14 protein-coding genes are annotated in these 15,862 nt (G+C 70.9%); 9 read left to right on the top strand and 5 right to left on the bottom strand.

Going from position 1 to position 15,862, the window contains the following annotated elements; all coding sequences use genetic code 11:
• Positions 1-4: 4 nt before the first annotated feature.
• The 4 genes from K6T84_RS18165 to K6T84_RS18150 all read right to left on the bottom strand — a co-directional run bounded on the left by K6T84_RS18165 (position 5) and on the right by K6T84_RS18150 (position 4,824).
• Positions 5-1,138 carry an NDMA-dependent alcohol dehydrogenase gene (locus tag K6T84_RS18165; RefSeq protein WP_225400352.1) on the bottom strand — a complete coding sequence of 378 codons (1,134 nt, stop codon included), beginning with the start codon at positions 1,136-1,138 and terminating at the stop codon, positions 5-7.
• Positions 1,139-1,143: 5 nt separating this feature from the next.
• Positions 1,144-2,388 carry a glycosyltransferase family 4 protein gene (locus K6T84_RS18160; protein ID WP_224861470.1) on the bottom strand — a complete coding sequence of 415 codons (1,245 nt, stop codon included), beginning with the start codon at positions 2,386-2,388 and terminating at the stop codon, positions 1,144-1,146.
• A 94-nt stretch (positions 2,389-2,482) separates the two neighbouring features.
• Positions 2,483-3,997: a 1,4-alpha-glucan branching protein domain-containing protein gene (locus K6T84_RS18155; RefSeq protein ID WP_408066141.1), complete on the bottom strand. Its 1,515-nt coding sequence runs from the start codon at positions 3,995-3,997 to the stop codon at positions 2,483-2,485.
• A 29-nt stretch (positions 3,998-4,026) separates the two neighbouring features.
• Positions 4,027-4,824 (bottom strand): class I SAM-dependent methyltransferase, encoded by a 798-nt coding sequence (locus K6T84_RS18150; protein ID WP_224861468.1) that lies wholly within the window; start codon positions 4,822-4,824, stop codon positions 4,027-4,029.
• Positions 4,825-5,021: 197 nt separating this feature from the next.
• Between K6T84_RS18150 and K6T84_RS18145 the strand changes: the two genes are divergently transcribed.
• The 9 genes from K6T84_RS18145 (at position 5,022) to mnmA (ending at position 15,198) form a co-directional block, all read left to right on the top strand.
• On the top strand, positions 5,022-5,813 hold the full coding sequence (locus K6T84_RS18145; RefSeq protein WP_224861466.1) for an electron transfer flavoprotein subunit beta/FixA family protein: 792 nt from the start codon (positions 5,022-5,024) through the stop codon (positions 5,811-5,813).
• Between the two features lie 32 nt (positions 5,814-5,845).
• Entirely contained in the window at positions 5,846-6,802 is a 957-nt protein-coding gene (locus K6T84_RS18140; RefSeq protein WP_224861464.1) for an electron transfer flavoprotein subunit alpha/FixB family protein, read from the top strand.
• A 10-nt stretch (positions 6,803-6,812) separates the two neighbouring features.
• The gene (locus K6T84_RS18135) at positions 6,813-9,587 is read left to right on the top strand and encodes a helix-turn-helix transcriptional regulator (protein ID WP_225400350.1); all 2,775 of its coding nucleotides are present in this window, start codon (positions 6,813-6,815) and stop codon (positions 9,585-9,587) included.
• A 94-nt stretch (positions 9,588-9,681) separates the two neighbouring features.
• Positions 9,682-10,425: an SDR family oxidoreductase gene (locus tag K6T84_RS18130; protein ID WP_224861460.1), complete on the top strand. Its 744-nt coding sequence runs from the start codon at positions 9,682-9,684 to the stop codon at positions 10,423-10,425.
• The gene (locus K6T84_RS18125) at positions 10,422-11,153 is read left to right on the top strand and encodes an SDR family NAD(P)-dependent oxidoreductase (RefSeq protein ID WP_225400349.1); all 732 of its coding nucleotides are present in this window, start codon (positions 10,422-10,424) and stop codon (positions 11,151-11,153) included. The genes K6T84_RS18130 and K6T84_RS18125 overlap by 4 nt, the downstream gene beginning before the upstream one ends.
• 112 nt (positions 11,154-11,265) lie before the next feature.
• Positions 11,266-12,090 (top strand): GNAT family N-acetyltransferase, encoded by an 825-nt coding sequence (locus K6T84_RS18120; protein ID WP_224861455.1) that lies wholly within the window; start codon positions 11,266-11,268, stop codon positions 12,088-12,090.
• Positions 12,087-12,905 carry a lysophospholipid acyltransferase family protein gene (locus K6T84_RS18115; RefSeq protein WP_225400348.1) on the top strand — a complete coding sequence of 273 codons (819 nt, stop codon included), beginning with the start codon at positions 12,087-12,089 and terminating at the stop codon, positions 12,903-12,905. The genes K6T84_RS18120 and K6T84_RS18115 overlap by 4 nt, the downstream gene beginning before the upstream one ends.
• A gap of 47 nt (positions 12,906-12,952) precedes the next feature.
• The gene (locus K6T84_RS18110; protein ID WP_224861451.1) at positions 12,953-14,125 is read left to right on the top strand and encodes a cysteine desulfurase family protein; all 1,173 of its coding nucleotides are present in this window, start codon (positions 12,953-12,955) and stop codon (positions 14,123-14,125) included.
• Positions 14,122-15,198 carry a tRNA 2-thiouridine(34) synthase MnmA gene (mnmA, locus tag K6T84_RS18105; protein WP_224861449.1) on the top strand — a complete coding sequence of 359 codons (1,077 nt, stop codon included), beginning with the start codon at positions 14,122-14,124 and terminating at the stop codon, positions 15,196-15,198. The genes K6T84_RS18110 and mnmA overlap by 4 nt, the downstream gene beginning before the upstream one ends.
• On the opposite strand, the gene K6T84_RS18100 is transcribed toward mnmA, so the two are convergent.
• Positions 15,195-15,824 (bottom strand): sensor domain-containing protein, encoded by a 630-nt coding sequence (locus tag K6T84_RS18100; protein ID WP_224861447.1) that lies wholly within the window; start codon positions 15,822-15,824, stop codon positions 15,195-15,197. The genes mnmA and K6T84_RS18100 overlap by 4 nt on opposite strands.
• Positions 15,825-15,862: the final 38 nt, after the last annotated feature.

The raw sequence follows: 15,862 nt of genomic DNA, 5'->3' as shown, positions 1-15,862 counted from the left end.
CGCGTCACAGCCCGAAATCGATCACGCCCCTGACCAATTCGCCGCGGGCGAGGTCTTCATACGCCTCGTTGATGTCGTCGAGCCGGTAGCGCCGCGTGATCATCTCCTCGAGCCGCAGACGGCCCGCGTCGTAGAGACCGGCCAGCAGGCCGATGTCGGTGCGCGGGTTGCACGACCCGAACACCGTGCCGCACAGGTTCTTGTTCATCAACGCCAGGTCCTGAGGGTCCAGGCCGGTCCGGGTTCCCTGCACCGACATCGCGGTCAGCACACAGGTCCCACCCTTGCGGGTCAGGCGCAACGCGTCCTCGACGTCGCCGTCGGTGATCACCGCAGGGGAGACCACGACGGCGTCGGCCATCACCCCGCGCGTCAGTTCGGTGATGAGCCCGAGCGCCTCGGCGGCGCTGGAAGCAGTGTGGGTGGCACCGAACGTCGACGCCGATTCCCGTTTGAACGCAACGGGATCCACCGCGACGATCCGGGCGGCCCCGCGGAGTCGGGCGCCCTGCACGGCGGCCGTCCCGATGCCGCCCACCCCGATCACCACCACGGTGTCGCCACCGCGCACCCCGGCGCGGTACACCGCCGAGCCGTATCCGGTCGGCACCGCGCACGCCAACAGGGCGGCGGGCAGCAGCGGCAGCTCCGGGGAGACCTTGACCAGCGAGGCCGCCGCGACCACGGTGTGCTCGGCGAACGCACCGATCTTCGACACGTGCGCCAGATCCCGGCCGTCGCGATCATGGTGGCGGAAGGTGCCGTCGGTGGGCATTCCGGGCAGCATGGTCCCCGCGCCGGCGTCACAGATGTACTCCATACCCGAAGCGCACCAACGACATCGGCCGCATACCGCGACGAAAGACGTCACCACGTGGTCGCCGGGCGCCAGGTCGGTGACGTCGTCGCCGACCTGCACGACCACCCCGGAGCCCTCATGCCCGCCGATCGTGGGGGCCGGGGGAGCTTCGGCGCCCGGCGCGGCCAAGTGGCCCAGCCGGATGTGCTCGTCGGAATGGCACAGGCCCGCTGCGGCCATGGCGAGAAGAACCTCGCCGGCGCGCGGCGGGTCGAGCTCGAACTCCTCGATCGACCAGGGGCCGCCAAAGCGGCGCAGGATCGCGGCGCGGCTCTTCATCGCCTCTACCGGTCAGGCAGCGCGTGCTCGATGATCGGACGGCGCGGCTGCGGGTCGCGCAGCCGGCGTTTGGCCGCCAGGTACACCTGCGCAGTCTCGTCGGCCACGGTGTGCCAGTCGAAGTCGGCGGACAGTCGGTCGCGGGCGGCCACGGCGCGCTGCTGGGCGGCGGCCGGGTCGTCGAGCACCCGGCACACCGCGGCGGCCAGGGCCGGTACGTCGCGCGGCGGGAACGACACTCCGGTCTCGCCGTCGATCACGGCCTCGCCCAGCCCGCCGACATTGGCTGCCACCAGCGGAGTGCCGGCGGCAGCGGCCTCCAGGGCGGCCAGGCCGAACGGCTCGTAATGGCTGGGCAACACCGCGGCGTCGGCCGCATGGAGCTGGTGCAGCAGTTCGTCATGATCCAGACGCCCGACGAACCGGGTGGCCTTGAGCACCCGATGCTTGCGGGCGCACTCGACCAGCCAGTCCTGCTGGGTGCCGTCGCCGGCGATGGTCAGCGTGGTTCCGGGGTGGGCGCGCCGGATCCGCGGCAGCGCCGCAATCGCGTCGTGCACGCCCTTCTCGTACTCCAGGCGTCCCACGAACAGCAGCTCCGGCGGACCGTCGTGGGCGCGGCGCCGGGCGAACGGCCAACGGGCGGCGTCGATCCCGTTGCGGATCACGCTTGTCTCGGACAGACCCGGGCCGAACAGTTCGGTGATCTCGTCGCGCATGGACGCCGAACACGTGATCAGCGAGTCGGATTCGCGGACCAGCCAGGATTCCACGGCGTGTACCTGACGGCTGAGCGGGCCGGATACCCACCCGGAATGCCGGCCGGCTTCGGTGGCGTGGATCGTGGAAACCAAAGGCACGTCATAGAATTCGGCGAGCGCGATCGCGGGGTGCGCCACCAGCCAGTCGTGGGCGTGCACCAGGTCTGGGCGCCACAGGGCCTGGCCGCCGTCGATCTTCAGTGACAGCCCGGCGCGCACCATCGAGTGGCCCATCGCCAGGGTCCAGGCCATCATGTCGTCGCCGAAGGAGAACTCGTGCGGGTCCTGGGCTGCGGCGACCACCCGCACGCCCTCGCTGATCTCGTCAGAGGACGGGTGGGTGCTCGGGTCGGTGCCGGACGGGCGACGGGCCAGCACCACGACGTCGTGGCCGGCAGCGGCCAGCGCGGTGGACAGGTGGTGGACGTGTCGGCCCAACCCGCCGATGACCACCGGCGGGTACTCCCACGACACCATCAGGATCTTCATGCGGCTCGTTCTCTTCCGCGCGAGCGTGCGCAGAATCGCTCGGACCGCGGCGTGCCGAGGTGCAAACACGCACGCTCGCGGAGGTGGCGGGGGGTCACCGTGGCAGCCTACGGGCATCGAGGGCACCGAACAGACCGTCGGCCCTATTCCAGTCCTGCGCCAGGGCCTGCGCGGCATTGTCCTGGCGGCCGCCCGAAGATCTGGTGAGGGCGTCGGAGATCTCCCGGGTGGCGTGTGCGTGCAGGTTCGCCCGGTGGCGGGCGTAGTCGGCGGCGGAGTCCTTGCTGACCATGAACGGCCAGTCGCTGGACACCGTGAGCAATGCCTCCCGCAGGATCTGGTCAGCGGCCCGGTCGCGGGGGACCGGGCCCGACGGGGACGCCGCCTGCGCCAGCGCCTTGTCGACGGCGCCGAGCGCGGTGTCGACCACCTCGTTGTTGAGTTGCACCAGGTCGGCGACCTTTTCCCCGGACCACACCTGCCAGTCCTTGCCCGAGCCCCAGGAGCTGGGTGGCAGTTCGGCGGGTTCGCCGACGTAGCCGGCTTCGATCGCGCCGGCCAGCGTGCCCACCTGTACGCCGGCTTCCGGCAGGGCCCGTAATACGCGGGCCAGCCACTGCGGCCCCTCGTACCACCAGTGCCCGAACAGTTCGGTGTCGAATGCGGCGACCACGTGGGCGGGGCGGCCGATCCGCTCGGATTCCTCGGTCAGCCGGGCCCGCACCACGTCGACGAAATCGGCGACGTGGGCGTCGATCGCGGCGTCGGCGAGCTGCGGGTCGTACGGCGCCTTGTCCTCGGGGGCGACGTTGCGGCCGGTGACCCGCGACGGCTTCAGGCCGGTGCGGTGGTCGTAGGTGTGGAAATCCCGGTAGGCGCCGTGGCCGGGGTAGCCCGACTTCGGCGACCACACCCGGTAGCTGACGGTCAGGTCGCGACCGAAGGCGATCACGTCGGTGTCGGCGACCGGGCGGCCCAGCGCGGTATCGCCGTGCAGTGAGGGGCCGTCGACCATGAAGTGCGAGACCCCGGCGGCGCTGTAGAGGGCCTCCAGGCCGGGGGCGTACGCGCATTCCGGGGCCCAGATCCCCGCGGGGGTGTGGGCCAGCCGTGCGTGGGCGTCGGCCAGGCCCTCCCGCAGCGCGAATTCGCGGAGCCGGGGAGCCAGCAGCGGCTGGAACGGGTGTGCCAGCGGGCCGCCGAGCATCTCGACGGTGCCGGCCTGCACCAGTTCGCGCAGCAGCGGGCTGGCGCCGTGGCGCCACAGCAGTGCGAACTCCTCCAAGGCGGCATCGGCTGCGGCGCATTCGCGTGTCCCGAATTCACGCAGGTCGGAGATGGTGGCGGCCTGGGCGGCGCGCAGCCGCCAGTTCGACAGCCAGTGGTGCATGCCGTCGAGGCAGTACGGATCATCGAGCTGCGCGGCCACCACCGGAGTGATCCCCAGCGTGAGAAGGTCGCGGCGGCCTTCGGCGGCCAGCGTGCGCAGCACCCGCATCAGCGGCAGGTAGGCCGCAGACCAGGATTGATAGAGCCATTCCTCGCCGACCGGCCAGCGGCCGTGGTGCGCCAGCCACGGCAGATGGGTGTGCAGCACCAGGGTGAACATGCCCGGGACCGGACCGTTGGGTGTTTGTGTCACTGCCGCACCGCGATCGCGACCAGGTCCAGGCTGTCATCTATCTGCCGCTCGGCGGCGTCGACGATCTCGAAGTCATCGCAGCTGACACCGGCGACGTCGGCCAACAGCTCGTCCGGCCAGGGCGCGTCGGCCAGCGCACGCGCGATCTGCGCGTCGATGATCGAGCCGCCGTGCCGGGCGTCCATCGCGCGCAGCGTGGGCCCGTGAAACACCCCGAGCATGGACTCCATGGTGAATCCGCCGTCGAGCAGCAGTTCGGTCAGCTCGGCGGCGTTGAGCTCGCGGGTGTGGAACGGGTTGATCGGGGTGTCGCGGCCGGGGGAGAAGGTGATCCGGTTCGGGGTGGACACCATCAGTAGCCCGCCGGGCCGCAGCACCCGGGCGCATTCGGCGATGAACTGGGCCTGGTCCCACAGGTGCTCGATGACCTGGAAATTGACCACGACGTCCACCGAGGCGTCCGGCAGCGGCAGGTCGGCCAGATTTCCCTGCAGCGTCTCCACCCGCGGGTAGCGCGCTCGCACGTGCGCCACCGCGGTGTCGTCGTAGTCCACTCCGATCACCCGGTTGGCGGCCCGGGCGATCAGGTCGGCGCCGTAGCCCTCACCGAACCCGGCCTCCAGCACGTCGCGGCCGCCGCAGCGCGGCGCCAATTGCTGGTAGACGACTTCGTGGCGGCGGAACCAGTAGTTCTCGACGTCGAGCCCGGGGATGGTGCGTTCCCCGGTCAGCACCATCGCGGTGTCGCCGGGGGACGTGCCGGCGGGCTGCTCGGCGGGATTCGTGGAATTCATCGCATAGGCAGGCTAACGCCAACGGCACGGCCGACGAACCGGCTACCCCGCAGTCGCCCTATCACGACCCGCTACGCTGTACACGCGAACCGCACGAAGTTACCGATGAGTAACAAGGATCGGGCGGCTGCGTGAATCGTGACCCAGTCTTGTGGCCGCCTGCCGCAGGACCCCTTCGAGGAGGACGAACCACACTCATGACGAACATCGTGGTCCTGATCAAACAGGTCCCAGACACCTGGTCGGAGCGCAAGCTCACCGATGGTGACTTCACGCTGGACCGTGACGCCGCCGACGCCGTGCTCGACGAGATCAACGAGCGCGCCGTCGAAGAGGCGCTGCTGATCCGTGAGAAGGAAGGCGCCGAAGGCACCGTCACCGTGCTGACCGCCGGCCCCGAGCGCGCCACCGAGGCGATCCGCAAGGCGCTGTCGATGGGGGCCGACAAGGCCGTGCACATCCTCGACGACGGCATGAAGGGCTCCGATCTGGTCCAGACCGGCTGGGCGCTGGCCCGGGCGCTGGGCGCCATCGAGGGCACCGAGCTGGTCATCGCCGGCAACGAGTCCACCGACGGTGTCGGCGGTGCGGTTCCGGCCGTCATCGCCGAGTACCTGGGCCTGCCGCAGCTCACCCACCTGCGCAAGCTGACCGTCGAGGGCGGCAAGGTCACCGGTGAGCGTGAGACCGACGAGGGTGTCTTCACCCTGGAGGCCGCGCTGCCGGCCGTGGTCAGCGTCAACGAGAAGATCAACGAGCCGCGCTTCCCGTCCTTCAAAGGCATCATGGCCGCCAAGAAGAAGGAAGTCACCGTGCTCACCCTCGCTGAGATCGGCGTGGAGGGCGACGAGGTCGGTGTCGCCAACGCTGGTACCAAGGTGACCGCGTCGACGCCGAAGCCGCCGAAGACCGCCGGCGAGAAGGTGACCGACGAAGGCGACGGCGGTACCAAGATCGCCGAGTACCTGGTCGGCCAGAAGATCATCTAAGACGAGCCCCCGGATTCTGAGGAAGAGAAAACATGGCTGAAGTACTTGTGCTCGTTGAGCACGCCGACGGGGCGCTGAAGAAGGTCAGCTCCGAATTGATCACCGCCGCGCGCGCGCTCGGCGAACCGTCTGCGGTCGTCATCGGCGCCCCGGGCACCGCCGCACCGCTGGTCGACGGGCTGAAGGAGGCCGGCGCCGCCAAGATCTACGTCGCCGAGTCCGACGTGGTGGAAGGCGTCCTGCTCACCCCGTACGTCGACGTGCTGGCCGCACTGACCGAGTCGGCCACCCCGGCGGCGGTGCTGATCGCCGCAACCGCCGACGGCAAGGAGGTGGCCGGCCGCCTGGCGGCCCGGATCGGGTCCGGCCTGCTGGTCGACGTGGTCGAGGTCAAGGCCGGCGGCAAGGCCGTCCACTCGATCTTCGGTGGTGCCTTCACCGTCGAGGCCGAGGCGACCGGCGACACCCCGGTCATCAGCGTGCGGGCCGGGGCCGTCGAGCCCGCGCCGGCCGCCGGTGCCGGCGAGCAGGTTACCGTCGAGGTGCCTGCCGCCGCCGAGAACGCCACCAAGATCGTGTCGCGTCAGCCGGCCGTGGCCGGTGACCGTCCGGAGCTCACCGAGGCCTCCATCGTGGTGGCCGGCGGTCGTGGCGTCGGCAGCGCGGAGAGCTTCTCGGTGGTCGAGGAGCTGGCCGACTCGCTCGGCGCGGCCGTGGGCGCCTCGCGTGCCGCGGTGGACTCGGGCTACTACCCGGGCCAGTTCCAGATCGGCCAGACCGGCAAGACCGTCTCGCCGCAGCTGTACATCGCGCTGGGCATCTCCGGCGCGATCCAGCACCGGGCCGGCATGCAGACGTCCAAGACCATCGTGGTGGTCAACAAGGACGAGGAAGCGCCGATCTTCGAGATCGCCGACTACGGCATCGTCGGGGACCTGTTCAAGGTCGCCCCGCAGCTGACCGAGGCGGTCAAGGCCCGCAAGGGTTAATTTCTTCTGCGTGAGAAGTCGTCAGGGCCCCCGCACTTCAGTGGCGGGGGCCCTTTCGAATCTTCGTGGCCGCGACGACGAGTGCCGCCGGCTGCAGGAGCTGCTGGCGGCCACCCGCGCCGGCACTGCTCAGGTGCTGGTCCTGCGGGGCGAGCCCGGCATCGGCAAGACCGCGCTGCTGGACTACCTGGTCGCGGCCGCCCCGGATTTCCGCGTGGTGGGCGCCGGCGGCGTCGAATCCGACATGGAGCTCGCCTACGCCGGCCTGCAGCAGCTGTGCGCGCCCCTGCTGGAGCACCTCGACGTACTGCCGGACCCGCAGCGCGCTGCCCTGCAGGTCGCGTTCGGGCTGAGTGCCGGATCCGCCCCGGACCGCTTCCTGGTCGGGCTGGCGGTGCTGGGCCTGTTCGCCGCGGCCGCTGCCGCGCGGCCACTGCTGTGCGTGGTCGACGACGCCCAGTGGCTGGACCGGTTGTCGGCGCAGACGCTGGGATTCGTGGCACGGAGGTTGGTCGCCGAATCGGTCGCGGTGTTGTTCGCGCTGCGCGAGCCGGTCGACGGGCTGACCGGACTGCCGCGACTCATCCTGCGAGGACTGTCCGAACCGCACGCCCGGGCACTGCTGGACGCCGAGTTGTCCGGGCGAATCGACGCCCAGGTCGTCGATCGGATCGTCGCCGAAACCCACGGCAATCCGCTGGCCCTGCTGGAACTGCCCCGTGGGCTGTCCGCGGCCGAGCTGGCCGGCGGCTACTACCGCCCGGACGTGGTGCCGGTGGCCGGACAGATCGAGCGCCATTTCCTCACGCGGGTCCGCTCCCTGCCCGACGACACGCAGCGGTTGCTGCTGGTTGCGGCCGCCGAGCCGGTGGGAGACGCAGCGTTGTTGCTGCGGGCCGGCGAGGTGCTGGGGCTGGCCGCCGCGGCCCTGGCGGCGGCCGAGGAGGCGGGGCTGATCGAGGTGGCGGCGCAGGTGCGGTTCCACCACCCCCTGGTGCGATCGGCGGTTTACCGCGCGGCGACCGGTGCTGACCGCCGCGACGCCCACCGTGCCCTGGCGGCGGCAACGGACCCGGCGCACGATCCCGACCGCCGGGCCTGGCACCTCGCGCACGCGTCGGCCGGCCCTGACGAGGAGGTAGCGGCGGAGCTGGAGAATTCCGCCGACCGAGCCGCGATTCGCGGTGGAACCGCCGCGGTGGCAGCGTTCTTGGCCCGTGCCACCGAACTGACCCCCGATGCGGCGCTGCGCGGATCGCGCGCGCTGGACGCCGCCATGGCCAAGCATGCCGTCGCGGAGCTCGACGCTGCCGATCAGTTGGTGGCCACCGCTGAACTGGCGCCGTTGGGGGCTCTGCAACGTGCGCGGCTGGCACGGCTGCGCGCCCAGCTGGCGTTCACCCGCGGCCGGGGCTCCGGCGATGCGCCGGTGCTGATCGACTCAGTTCACCAATTCTTTGGTGCCGCAAGTGATTTGGAACCCCTCGATGCGGTGATGGCGCAGGAGACGCTGCTGGAGGCGGTCAGCGCGGCGATGTATGCGGGTCGCCGGTTCGGGGCGGACGTGCGCGCCCACGTCACGGCGGCACTGGCGGCCGGTCCAGAGGTCGACCCGACCCGGCCGGCCGAACTGCTGCTGAGGGCCCTGACCACCCGGATCAGCGCGGGCAGCCGCGCCGGTGTGCCGTTGCTGCGGGCCGCCGTCACGGCGCTGACCCGTGAAAGATGGTCGTGGCAGGCGTTTCCGGTCGGGTACGAAGCGGCCGTGCACGAACTGTGGGATGACGAGGCGTGGTACCGGATCTCAGGAGACGCGGTGCGGGTGGCGACCGACAGCGGAGCGCTGGCGATGCTGCCGACGGCGTTGACGACCCGGGCCGGTGTGCACATCCAGGCCGGAGAGTTCGCGGCGGCCCGGACGCTGATCGCCGAGGCGAGCGCCCTCTCGGCGACCGCCGGCCAGACACCCGTGCGCTATCACGAGCTGGCGCTGGCGGCCTGGACCGGTGACGAGGTTGCGACCACCCGGCTGCTCGACGCCGCGGCCCGCGACGGGACGGCGCGCGGTGAGGGGCGGGTGATCGCGCTGGTCGGGTATGCCGGTGGGGTCCTGAACAACGGGCTGGGGCGCTACGAGTTGGCCTGCGAGCTGCTGAGCCGGGCGTGCGAATACGAGGACCTGGGCCTCTACGGTTGGAACCTCGTGGAACTGGTGGAGGCCGCCGTTCGGACCGATCAGCACACCGTCGCCGCCGGCGCGCTCGAAGGGCTTGAGCACCGGGCGCATGTCGCCGGAACCGATTGGGCGCTGGGGGTCGCGGTCCGGTCCCGGGCGCTGCTCGGTGACGGCGATGCGGCCGAGGGTCGCTATACCGAGGCGATCGAACGGTTGGGCCGGACCCGGATCGCCGTGCAACTCGCCCGCGCCCATCTGCTCTACGGCGAGTGGCTGCGCCGCGAGGCCCGGCGCACCGACGCGCGGACCCAATTGCGGATCGCCCACGAGATGTTCACCGGCTTCGGCGCGCAGGCGTTCGCCGCACGCAGCCACCGCGAACTGCAGGCGACGGGCGAGAAGGCACGCAAACAACCGGTCGTGGTGGGGGACGAGCTGACCGCGCAGGAGCGCCAGATCGCCGAGCTGGCCGGCGCGGGCCTGACCAACGCCGAGATCGGGGTGCGGCTGTTCATCAGCGCGCACACCGTCGAGTGGCACCTGCGCAAGGTCTTTTCCAAGCTGGGCATCCGGTCGCGCCGCGAACTGCGCGACCTCCCGTGGCGCTGATCCACGGTTGAGACTACGGACTTTCCGGGGTACGACTACGGCCCTCCAGTGACAGTGTGGACAGAACACAGTCAGTCAAGGAGGGATTAGGACAATGAAGATCACCGTGATGGGTGCCAGCGGACAGATCGGCTCCAAAGTCGTCGCGCTGCTGAAGGCGGCCGGACACGAGACCGCGGCCGCGTCGCACAGCTCGGGCGCCGACGTGCTCACCGGAGCGGGCCTGGCCGACGCGCTGGCCGGTGCCGACGTGCTGGTCGACGTCGTCAACTCCCCGGACTTCGCCGACGCCGCGGTGCTGGACTTCTTCACCAAATCCACCACCAACCAGACGGCTGCGGCCAAGGCGGCCGAAGTGGGCCACTACGTCGCGCTGTCGATCGTGGGGTGCGACGGGCTGCCCGACAGTGGCTACATGCGCGCCAAGGTCGCCCAGGAGCGCATCATCGCCGAGTCCGGGCTGCCCTACACGATCGTGCGCGCCACTCAGTTCCACGAGTTCGCCGACGCGATCACCGCGTCGCTGACCGTCGACGGCGTGGTGCGCGCCCCCGAAGGACTCATCCAGCCGATCGCGGGCGCCGACGTGGCCGCCGCGGTGGCCCGGGCGGCCCAGGCGGCACCCGTGGACGGCAGCATCGATGTGGGTGGCCCCGAGAAGATGACGTTCGCCGAGATGGCCACGCTGGTGTTGGCGCACCGCGGCGAGCATCTGCCGATCGTGGTGGACCCGGCTGCCGTCTACTTCGGCACCAAGGTCGGCGACACCGGACTGGTCACCGGTGACGGCGCGAGCCTGGCCCAGACCCGGCTGGCGGACTGGCTGGCGTCGCAATGACCGAACTGGCGGGCCGGACCGCGTTGGTGACCGGCGGCACCTCGGGCATCGGGTTGGAGTCCGCCCGGCTGCTGGCGCGGCACGGCGCCACGGTGATCATCACCGGCCGATCCGCCGATCGAGGGGCCGCCGCCGTCGCCGAGCTCGGCGGCGGCGTCCGGTTCGTCGCCGCCGATCTGTCCGACCTCGAATCGGTGAGATCCCTTGCCCGGCAATGCGGTGACGACGGCGTCGACATCCTGGTGAACAACGCCGCGGCGTTCCCCGGCGCGGCCACCGTCGAACAGGACGTCTCCTCCTTCGAGTTGACGTTCGACACCAACGTGCGCGGCGCCTACTTTCTGGTCGCGGCGCTGGTGCCGGCCATGTTGCGGCGCGGACACGGCAGCATCGTCAACGTCACCAGCATGGTCGCGTTCAAAGGCGTTCCCGGTGCGTCGAGCTACAGCGCCTCCAAGGCAGCGCTGGAGTCGCTGACCCGCACCTGGGCCGCCGAATTCGGGCCGCACGGGGTGCGGGTGAACAGCGTCGCGCCCGGCCCCACCGCCACCGAGGGCGTGGCTGCCGAATGGGGTGACGTCAACGACGAACTGGGCCGGGCACTTCCGCTCGGGCGTACGGCTCAGGCCGCCGAGATCGCCGAAGCCGTGTTGTTTCTCGCCTCGCCGCGGTCCAGTTTCATCACCGGCTCGACACTGCACGCCGACGGCGGCGGCGCCGCGGCCTGACCGGCACCGAATATCCGCGCGGCGGTGCCGGTCGCAATTCGTCACCGAGCGTGCATCAACGCGTCACGTGCTGATTGCTTGTGCGCAGCATCGCTGCGCGACCGTGCTGTATGTGAGCACTGGTTCTGTTCTCATCGCCCCCGACCCGACGACCACCTCTTCAGGCGCCGCTACCGACACCCCGCGTTACTCGCTGCTGCTGTCCACCGAATCCGAGCTGATCGAGGCCGCGCAGCGGCTGCGCTACGAGGTCTTCAGCACCGAGCCGGGATTCAGCCTGCCGCACTCCGCAGACGGCCGTGACGCGGACCGATTCGACCAGTACTGCGATCACCTGCTGGTGCGCGACGACAACTCCGGCGAACTGGTCGGCTGCTACCGGATGATGCCGCCCACCGGTGCCATCGCCGCCGGCGGGCTCTACAGCGCCGGCGAATTCGAGGTCACCGCACTGGACCCGTTGCGGCCGTCGTTGGTCGAGATGGGCCGCGCGGTAGTGCGTCCCGGCCACCGCAACGGTGCCGTCGTGCTGCTGATGTGGGCCGGAATCCTGGCGTATCTGGACCGCTACGAATACGACTACGTCACCGGGTGCGTGTCGGTGCCGGTGCACGGGGAAGGTGCTCCGGGAAGCCAGATCCGCGGCGTCCGCGACGTCGCGCAGCGTCGGCACGCCTCGCCCTACCGGGTGACCCCGTACCGGCCGGTGGTACTGGACGGGCGGTCCCTCGACGAGATCGCCCCGCCGGCCCGCCCGAGCATTCCGCCGCTGCTGCGCGGCTATCTGCGGCTGGGTGCCCAGATCTGTGGTGAACCGGCCCACGACCCCGACTTCGGAGTGGCCGACTTCCCGGCCCTGCTGTGCCGCAACGAGGCCGACACCCGCTATCTGCACCGCCTGCGGTCGGTGGCGGCGGCAGCCGAGATGTCTGCGTGAACGAGGCGGCCGTCAACGCCTGGGCGCCTCGGGCATTCTGCACTCCGGCGTGCGTGCAGAGCGGCGTCGAGCGACTGTCCCCGGCCGGGGTCGCGCTGCGACTGGCCCTGGTGATCATGCTGCTGCCGGTATTGCCGCTGTTGGCGATACCGGCACCGGGAAGGGTCCGGTTCCAGCGCGCCTGCTGCCGGATGGTGTTGCGCTGCTTCGGGGTTCGGGTCGTCATCAGCGGAGCGCCGGTGCGCAATCTGCGCGGCATGCTGGTGGTCGGTCAGCACACGTCCTGGCTGGACGTGTTCGTCGTCGGAGCGGTCTGCCCGGGCGTGTTCGTGGCGCGCGCCGATCTGATCAGCTGGCCCGGAATCGGGGGGTTGGCTCGCCTGATGCGGATCATCCCGATCGACCGGGACAACCTGCGCCGGCTGCCCGCCGTGGTCGAGGAGGTGGCGGCCCGATTGCGGGCCGGCCGCACCGTGGTGGCCTTCCCGGAGGGCACCACCTGGTGCGGACGCGCCCACGGCCGGTTCTATCCGGCGATATTCCAGGCCGCCGTCGACGCGGCACGGCCGGTGCAGCCGCTGCAGCTGAGCTACCACCATCGCGACGGATCCCGGTCCACGCTGCCGGCCTTCGTCGGCGACGACACCCTGATGGCCTCGATGCGGCGGCTGGTTGCCGCCCGTCGCACGGTGGCCCAGGTCCACGTCGCATCCCTGCAGTTGCCGGGGGATGACCGGCGGGAACTGGCAGTCCGCTGTCAGCAGGCGGTGGGCTGCCGGGTGCGGCCGAACCGGGCGGACTGCGTCTTCTGCTGACACACGCGGCCGGGGTGGCTGCGGCTGCCCGGTATTCTGGGCGGGTCATGGTCTATCTGGATCACGCAGCCACCACCCCGATGTACCCCGAGGCCATCGAGGCGATGACGGCTGTGATGGGCCGAGTCGGCAATGCCTCCTCGTTGCACGCCGCCGGCCGAGCGGCGCGACGCCGGATGGAGGAGTCCCGGGAGTCCATCGCGGCCCTCCTGGGGGCGCGTCCGTCGGAGGTGGTGTTCACCGCCGGCGGCACCGACGGTGACAACCTGGCGGTCAAGGGCATCTACTGGGCGCGCCGCGACGCCGATGCGCGCCGGCGCCGGATCATCACCACCGAGGTCGAACACCACGCCGTGCTGGACTCGGTCAGCTGGCTCGCCGAACACGAGGGCGCCGAGATCACCTGGCTGCCGACCGAGGCCGACGGCTCTGTTTCGCCTGACGCGCTGCGCGAAGCCCTACGCGAACCCGACGACGTCGCGCTGGTGTCGGCGATGTGGGCCAACAACGAGGTCGGCACGGTGCTGCCGATTGCCGAACTCGCTGCGGTCGCCGCCGAATTCGGGGTGCCGATGCATTCCGACGCGGTGCAGGCAGTGGGAGCGCTGCCGGTCGACTTCGGCGTCGGCGGCCTGTCGGCGCTGACCCTGACCGCGCACAAGTTCGGCGGGCCCTGCGGGGTCGGCGCGCTGCTGGTGCGGCGCGATGTGACGTGCGTGCCGCTGCTGCACGGCGGCGGGCAGGAACGTGACATCCGTTCCGGCACACCCGATGTCGCGGGCACGGTTGGGATGGCCGCCGCGCTGGAGATTGCGGCGGGGTCGCTGGAGGTGGCCCCCGATCGTGTTGCGGCCCTGCGCGACCGGCTTATCGACGGGGTGCTGGCGAACATCTCCGACACCAGTGTCAACGGCTCGCGCGTGCACCGGCTGCCCGGCAATGCGCACTTCACCTTCGCCGGATGCGAGGGCGATTCACTGCTGATGTTGTTGGACGCCAACGGTATCGAGTGCTCGACCGGCTCGGCGTGTACCGCCGGGGTGGCGCGTCCGTCACACGTACTGATGGCGATGGGCGCCGACCCGGTCACCGCTCGAGGATCACTGCGGCTGTCGTTGGGACACACCAGCGTCGACGATGACGTGGACGCGGTGCTGGCGGTGCTGCCCGGTGCGGTGGACCGGGCCCGCCAAGCCATGCTGGCGGGGGTGGCCCGGTGAAGGTGATAGCCGCGATGAGCGGTGGGGTGGACTCGTCGGTCGCCGCGGCCCGGATGGTCGACGCCGGACATGACGTGGTCGGCGTGCATCTGGCGCTGTCGCGCAACCCCGGAACACTGCGCACCGGCTCGCGGGGCTGCTGCTCGCGGGAGGACTCCGACGACGCCCGCCGGGTCGCCGACGTGCTCGGTATTCCGTTTTACGTGTGGGACTTCTCCGAGCAGTTCCAGGAGGAGGTCATCGACGACTTCGTCGAGTCCTATGCGCGCGGGGAGACCCCGAACCCGTGCGTGCGCTGCAACGAGAAGATCAAGTTCTCCGCGGTGGCCGCCCGCGCCGTCGCGCTCGGCTTCGACATGGTGGCCACCGGTCATTACGCCCGGCTGGACGGTGGCCGGCTGCGCCGCGCGGTGGACGCCGACAAGGACCAATCCTACGTGCTGGCGGTGCTCACGGCCGAGCAGTTGAGTCACGCCGCGTTTCCGATCGGGGATACCCCCAAGTCGGAGATCCGCGCCGAGGCCGCCGAACGCGGCCTGGCGGTGGCGAGCAAGCCCGACAGTCACGACATCTGCTTCATCCCGACCGGTGACACCCGCACCTTCCTGGGCAGCCACATCGGGGTGCGGCCCGGAGCCGTCGTCGACGCGCAGGGAGCGGTGCTGGCCGAGCACGACGGCGTGCACGGCTTCACCATCGGCCAGCGCAAGGGATTGGGTATCGCCGGTCCCGGCCCGGACGGACAGCCCCGGTATGTGACCGGGATCGACGCCGCCACCGCCACCGTCACCGTCGGCGCCGCCGCCGACCTGGACGTGCTGGCGCTGACCGGCCGGGCGCCGGTGTTCACCTCGGGAAGCCCATGGAGCGGCCCGGTCGAGTGCGAGGTGCAGGTGCGCGCCCACGGCGAGAACGTCCCCGCGGTCGCCGAACTGGTCGGCGATGAGCTCCAGGTGCGGCTGCGCGAGCCGCTGCGTGGGGTCGCCCGCGGGCAGACCCTGGCCTGCTACCGCCCGGACGCGGACGGCGACGAGGTGATCGCCAGCGCGACGATCTCCGCCACCCTTTCCTAACCCGGGATCGCCGCTGCCATGTTCGTGACCACGAGGTCGGCGACCGACTCCGAGAAGCCGCAGTGCGTGACCTCGATCAGGGCCGTCGACTTCCACCGGTAGGAGCGTCCGCAGGCGCCGGGACGCGTGTGCAGCCACGGCCCGTCGACGGCCCACTCGCCGACCAGCTCCGGCCCCACCGGGCTGTCTGCGCACGCGGCGACGGTGCCCACCAGCGCATCGAACGCGCCCCGGGCGGCATCCGGGTCGGGGTAGACGGCCACGCCCTGCGAGATCAGCCCGGGCCTGGGTGGGTCCTGGTAGCTGGTTTTACGGAACCGGGTGAAACCGCCGCCGAACACCGTGGTCTCGGCATAGATGAACCGGCACGGCGGCGGGACCGTCGCGGCGAGTTCGTCGATATCCACCGGGGCGGTTGAATCCATGGTGGGGATGGCGGTCAGCTCGTCGCCGGCGCCGACGATGGCGCGCAGCCGTGCGGTGCTGAGCATGATCCGGCCGATGTCGACGGCGCCGTCGGGTACCGGCGGTGTGATGAGCGGCAGCACGTCCCCGCCGACCACCCGGGTGCAGCCGAGCGCGACCGACACCGCGGCGCAGACCGCTGCCAGCCGCAGTGTTCTCACGACTGGAAGGCTAACCCGCCGTGTCGGGGCGCCGACGG

Origin of the sequence: Mycobacterium zoologicum, assembly GCF_020181635.2 — a bacterium.
GTDB classification, from domain to species: Bacteria; Actinomycetota; Actinomycetes; order Mycobacteriales; family Mycobacteriaceae; genus Mycobacterium; species Mycobacterium zoologicum.
The sequence above is the reverse complement of the archived record's forward strand: the minus strand, read 5'-3'. Positions and strand labels throughout refer to the sequence as shown.

Coding starts and splice junctions, on each gene's coding strand:
- K6T84_RS18165 (WP_225400352.1), bottom strand. CDS start 1,138: ATGAAGAGCCGCGCCGCGATCCTGCGCCGCTTTGGCGGCCCCTGGTCG.
- K6T84_RS18160 (WP_224861470.1), bottom strand. CDS start 2,388: ATGAAGATCCTGATGGTGTCGTGGGAGTACCCGCCGGTGGTCATCGGC.
- K6T84_RS18155 (WP_408066141.1), bottom strand. CDS start 3,997: ATGTTCACCCTGGTGCTGCACACCCATCTGCCGTGGCTGGCGCACCAC.
- K6T84_RS18150 (WP_224861468.1), bottom strand. CDS start 4,824: ATGAATTCCACGAATCCCGCCGAGCAGCCCGCCGGCACGTCCCCCGGC.
- K6T84_RS18145 (WP_224861466.1), top strand. CDS start 5,022: ATGACGAACATCGTGGTCCTGATCAAACAGGTCCCAGACACCTGGTCG.
- K6T84_RS18140 (WP_224861464.1), top strand. CDS start 5,846: ATGGCTGAAGTACTTGTGCTCGTTGAGCACGCCGACGGGGCGCTGAAG.
- K6T84_RS18130 (WP_224861460.1), top strand. CDS start 9,682: ATGAAGATCACCGTGATGGGTGCCAGCGGACAGATCGGCTCCAAAGTC.
- K6T84_RS18125 (WP_225400349.1), top strand. CDS start 10,422: ATGACCGAACTGGCGGGCCGGACCGCGTTGGTGACCGGCGGCACCTCG.
- K6T84_RS18110 (WP_224861451.1), top strand. CDS start 12,953: ATGGTCTATCTGGATCACGCAGCCACCACCCCGATGTACCCCGAGGCC.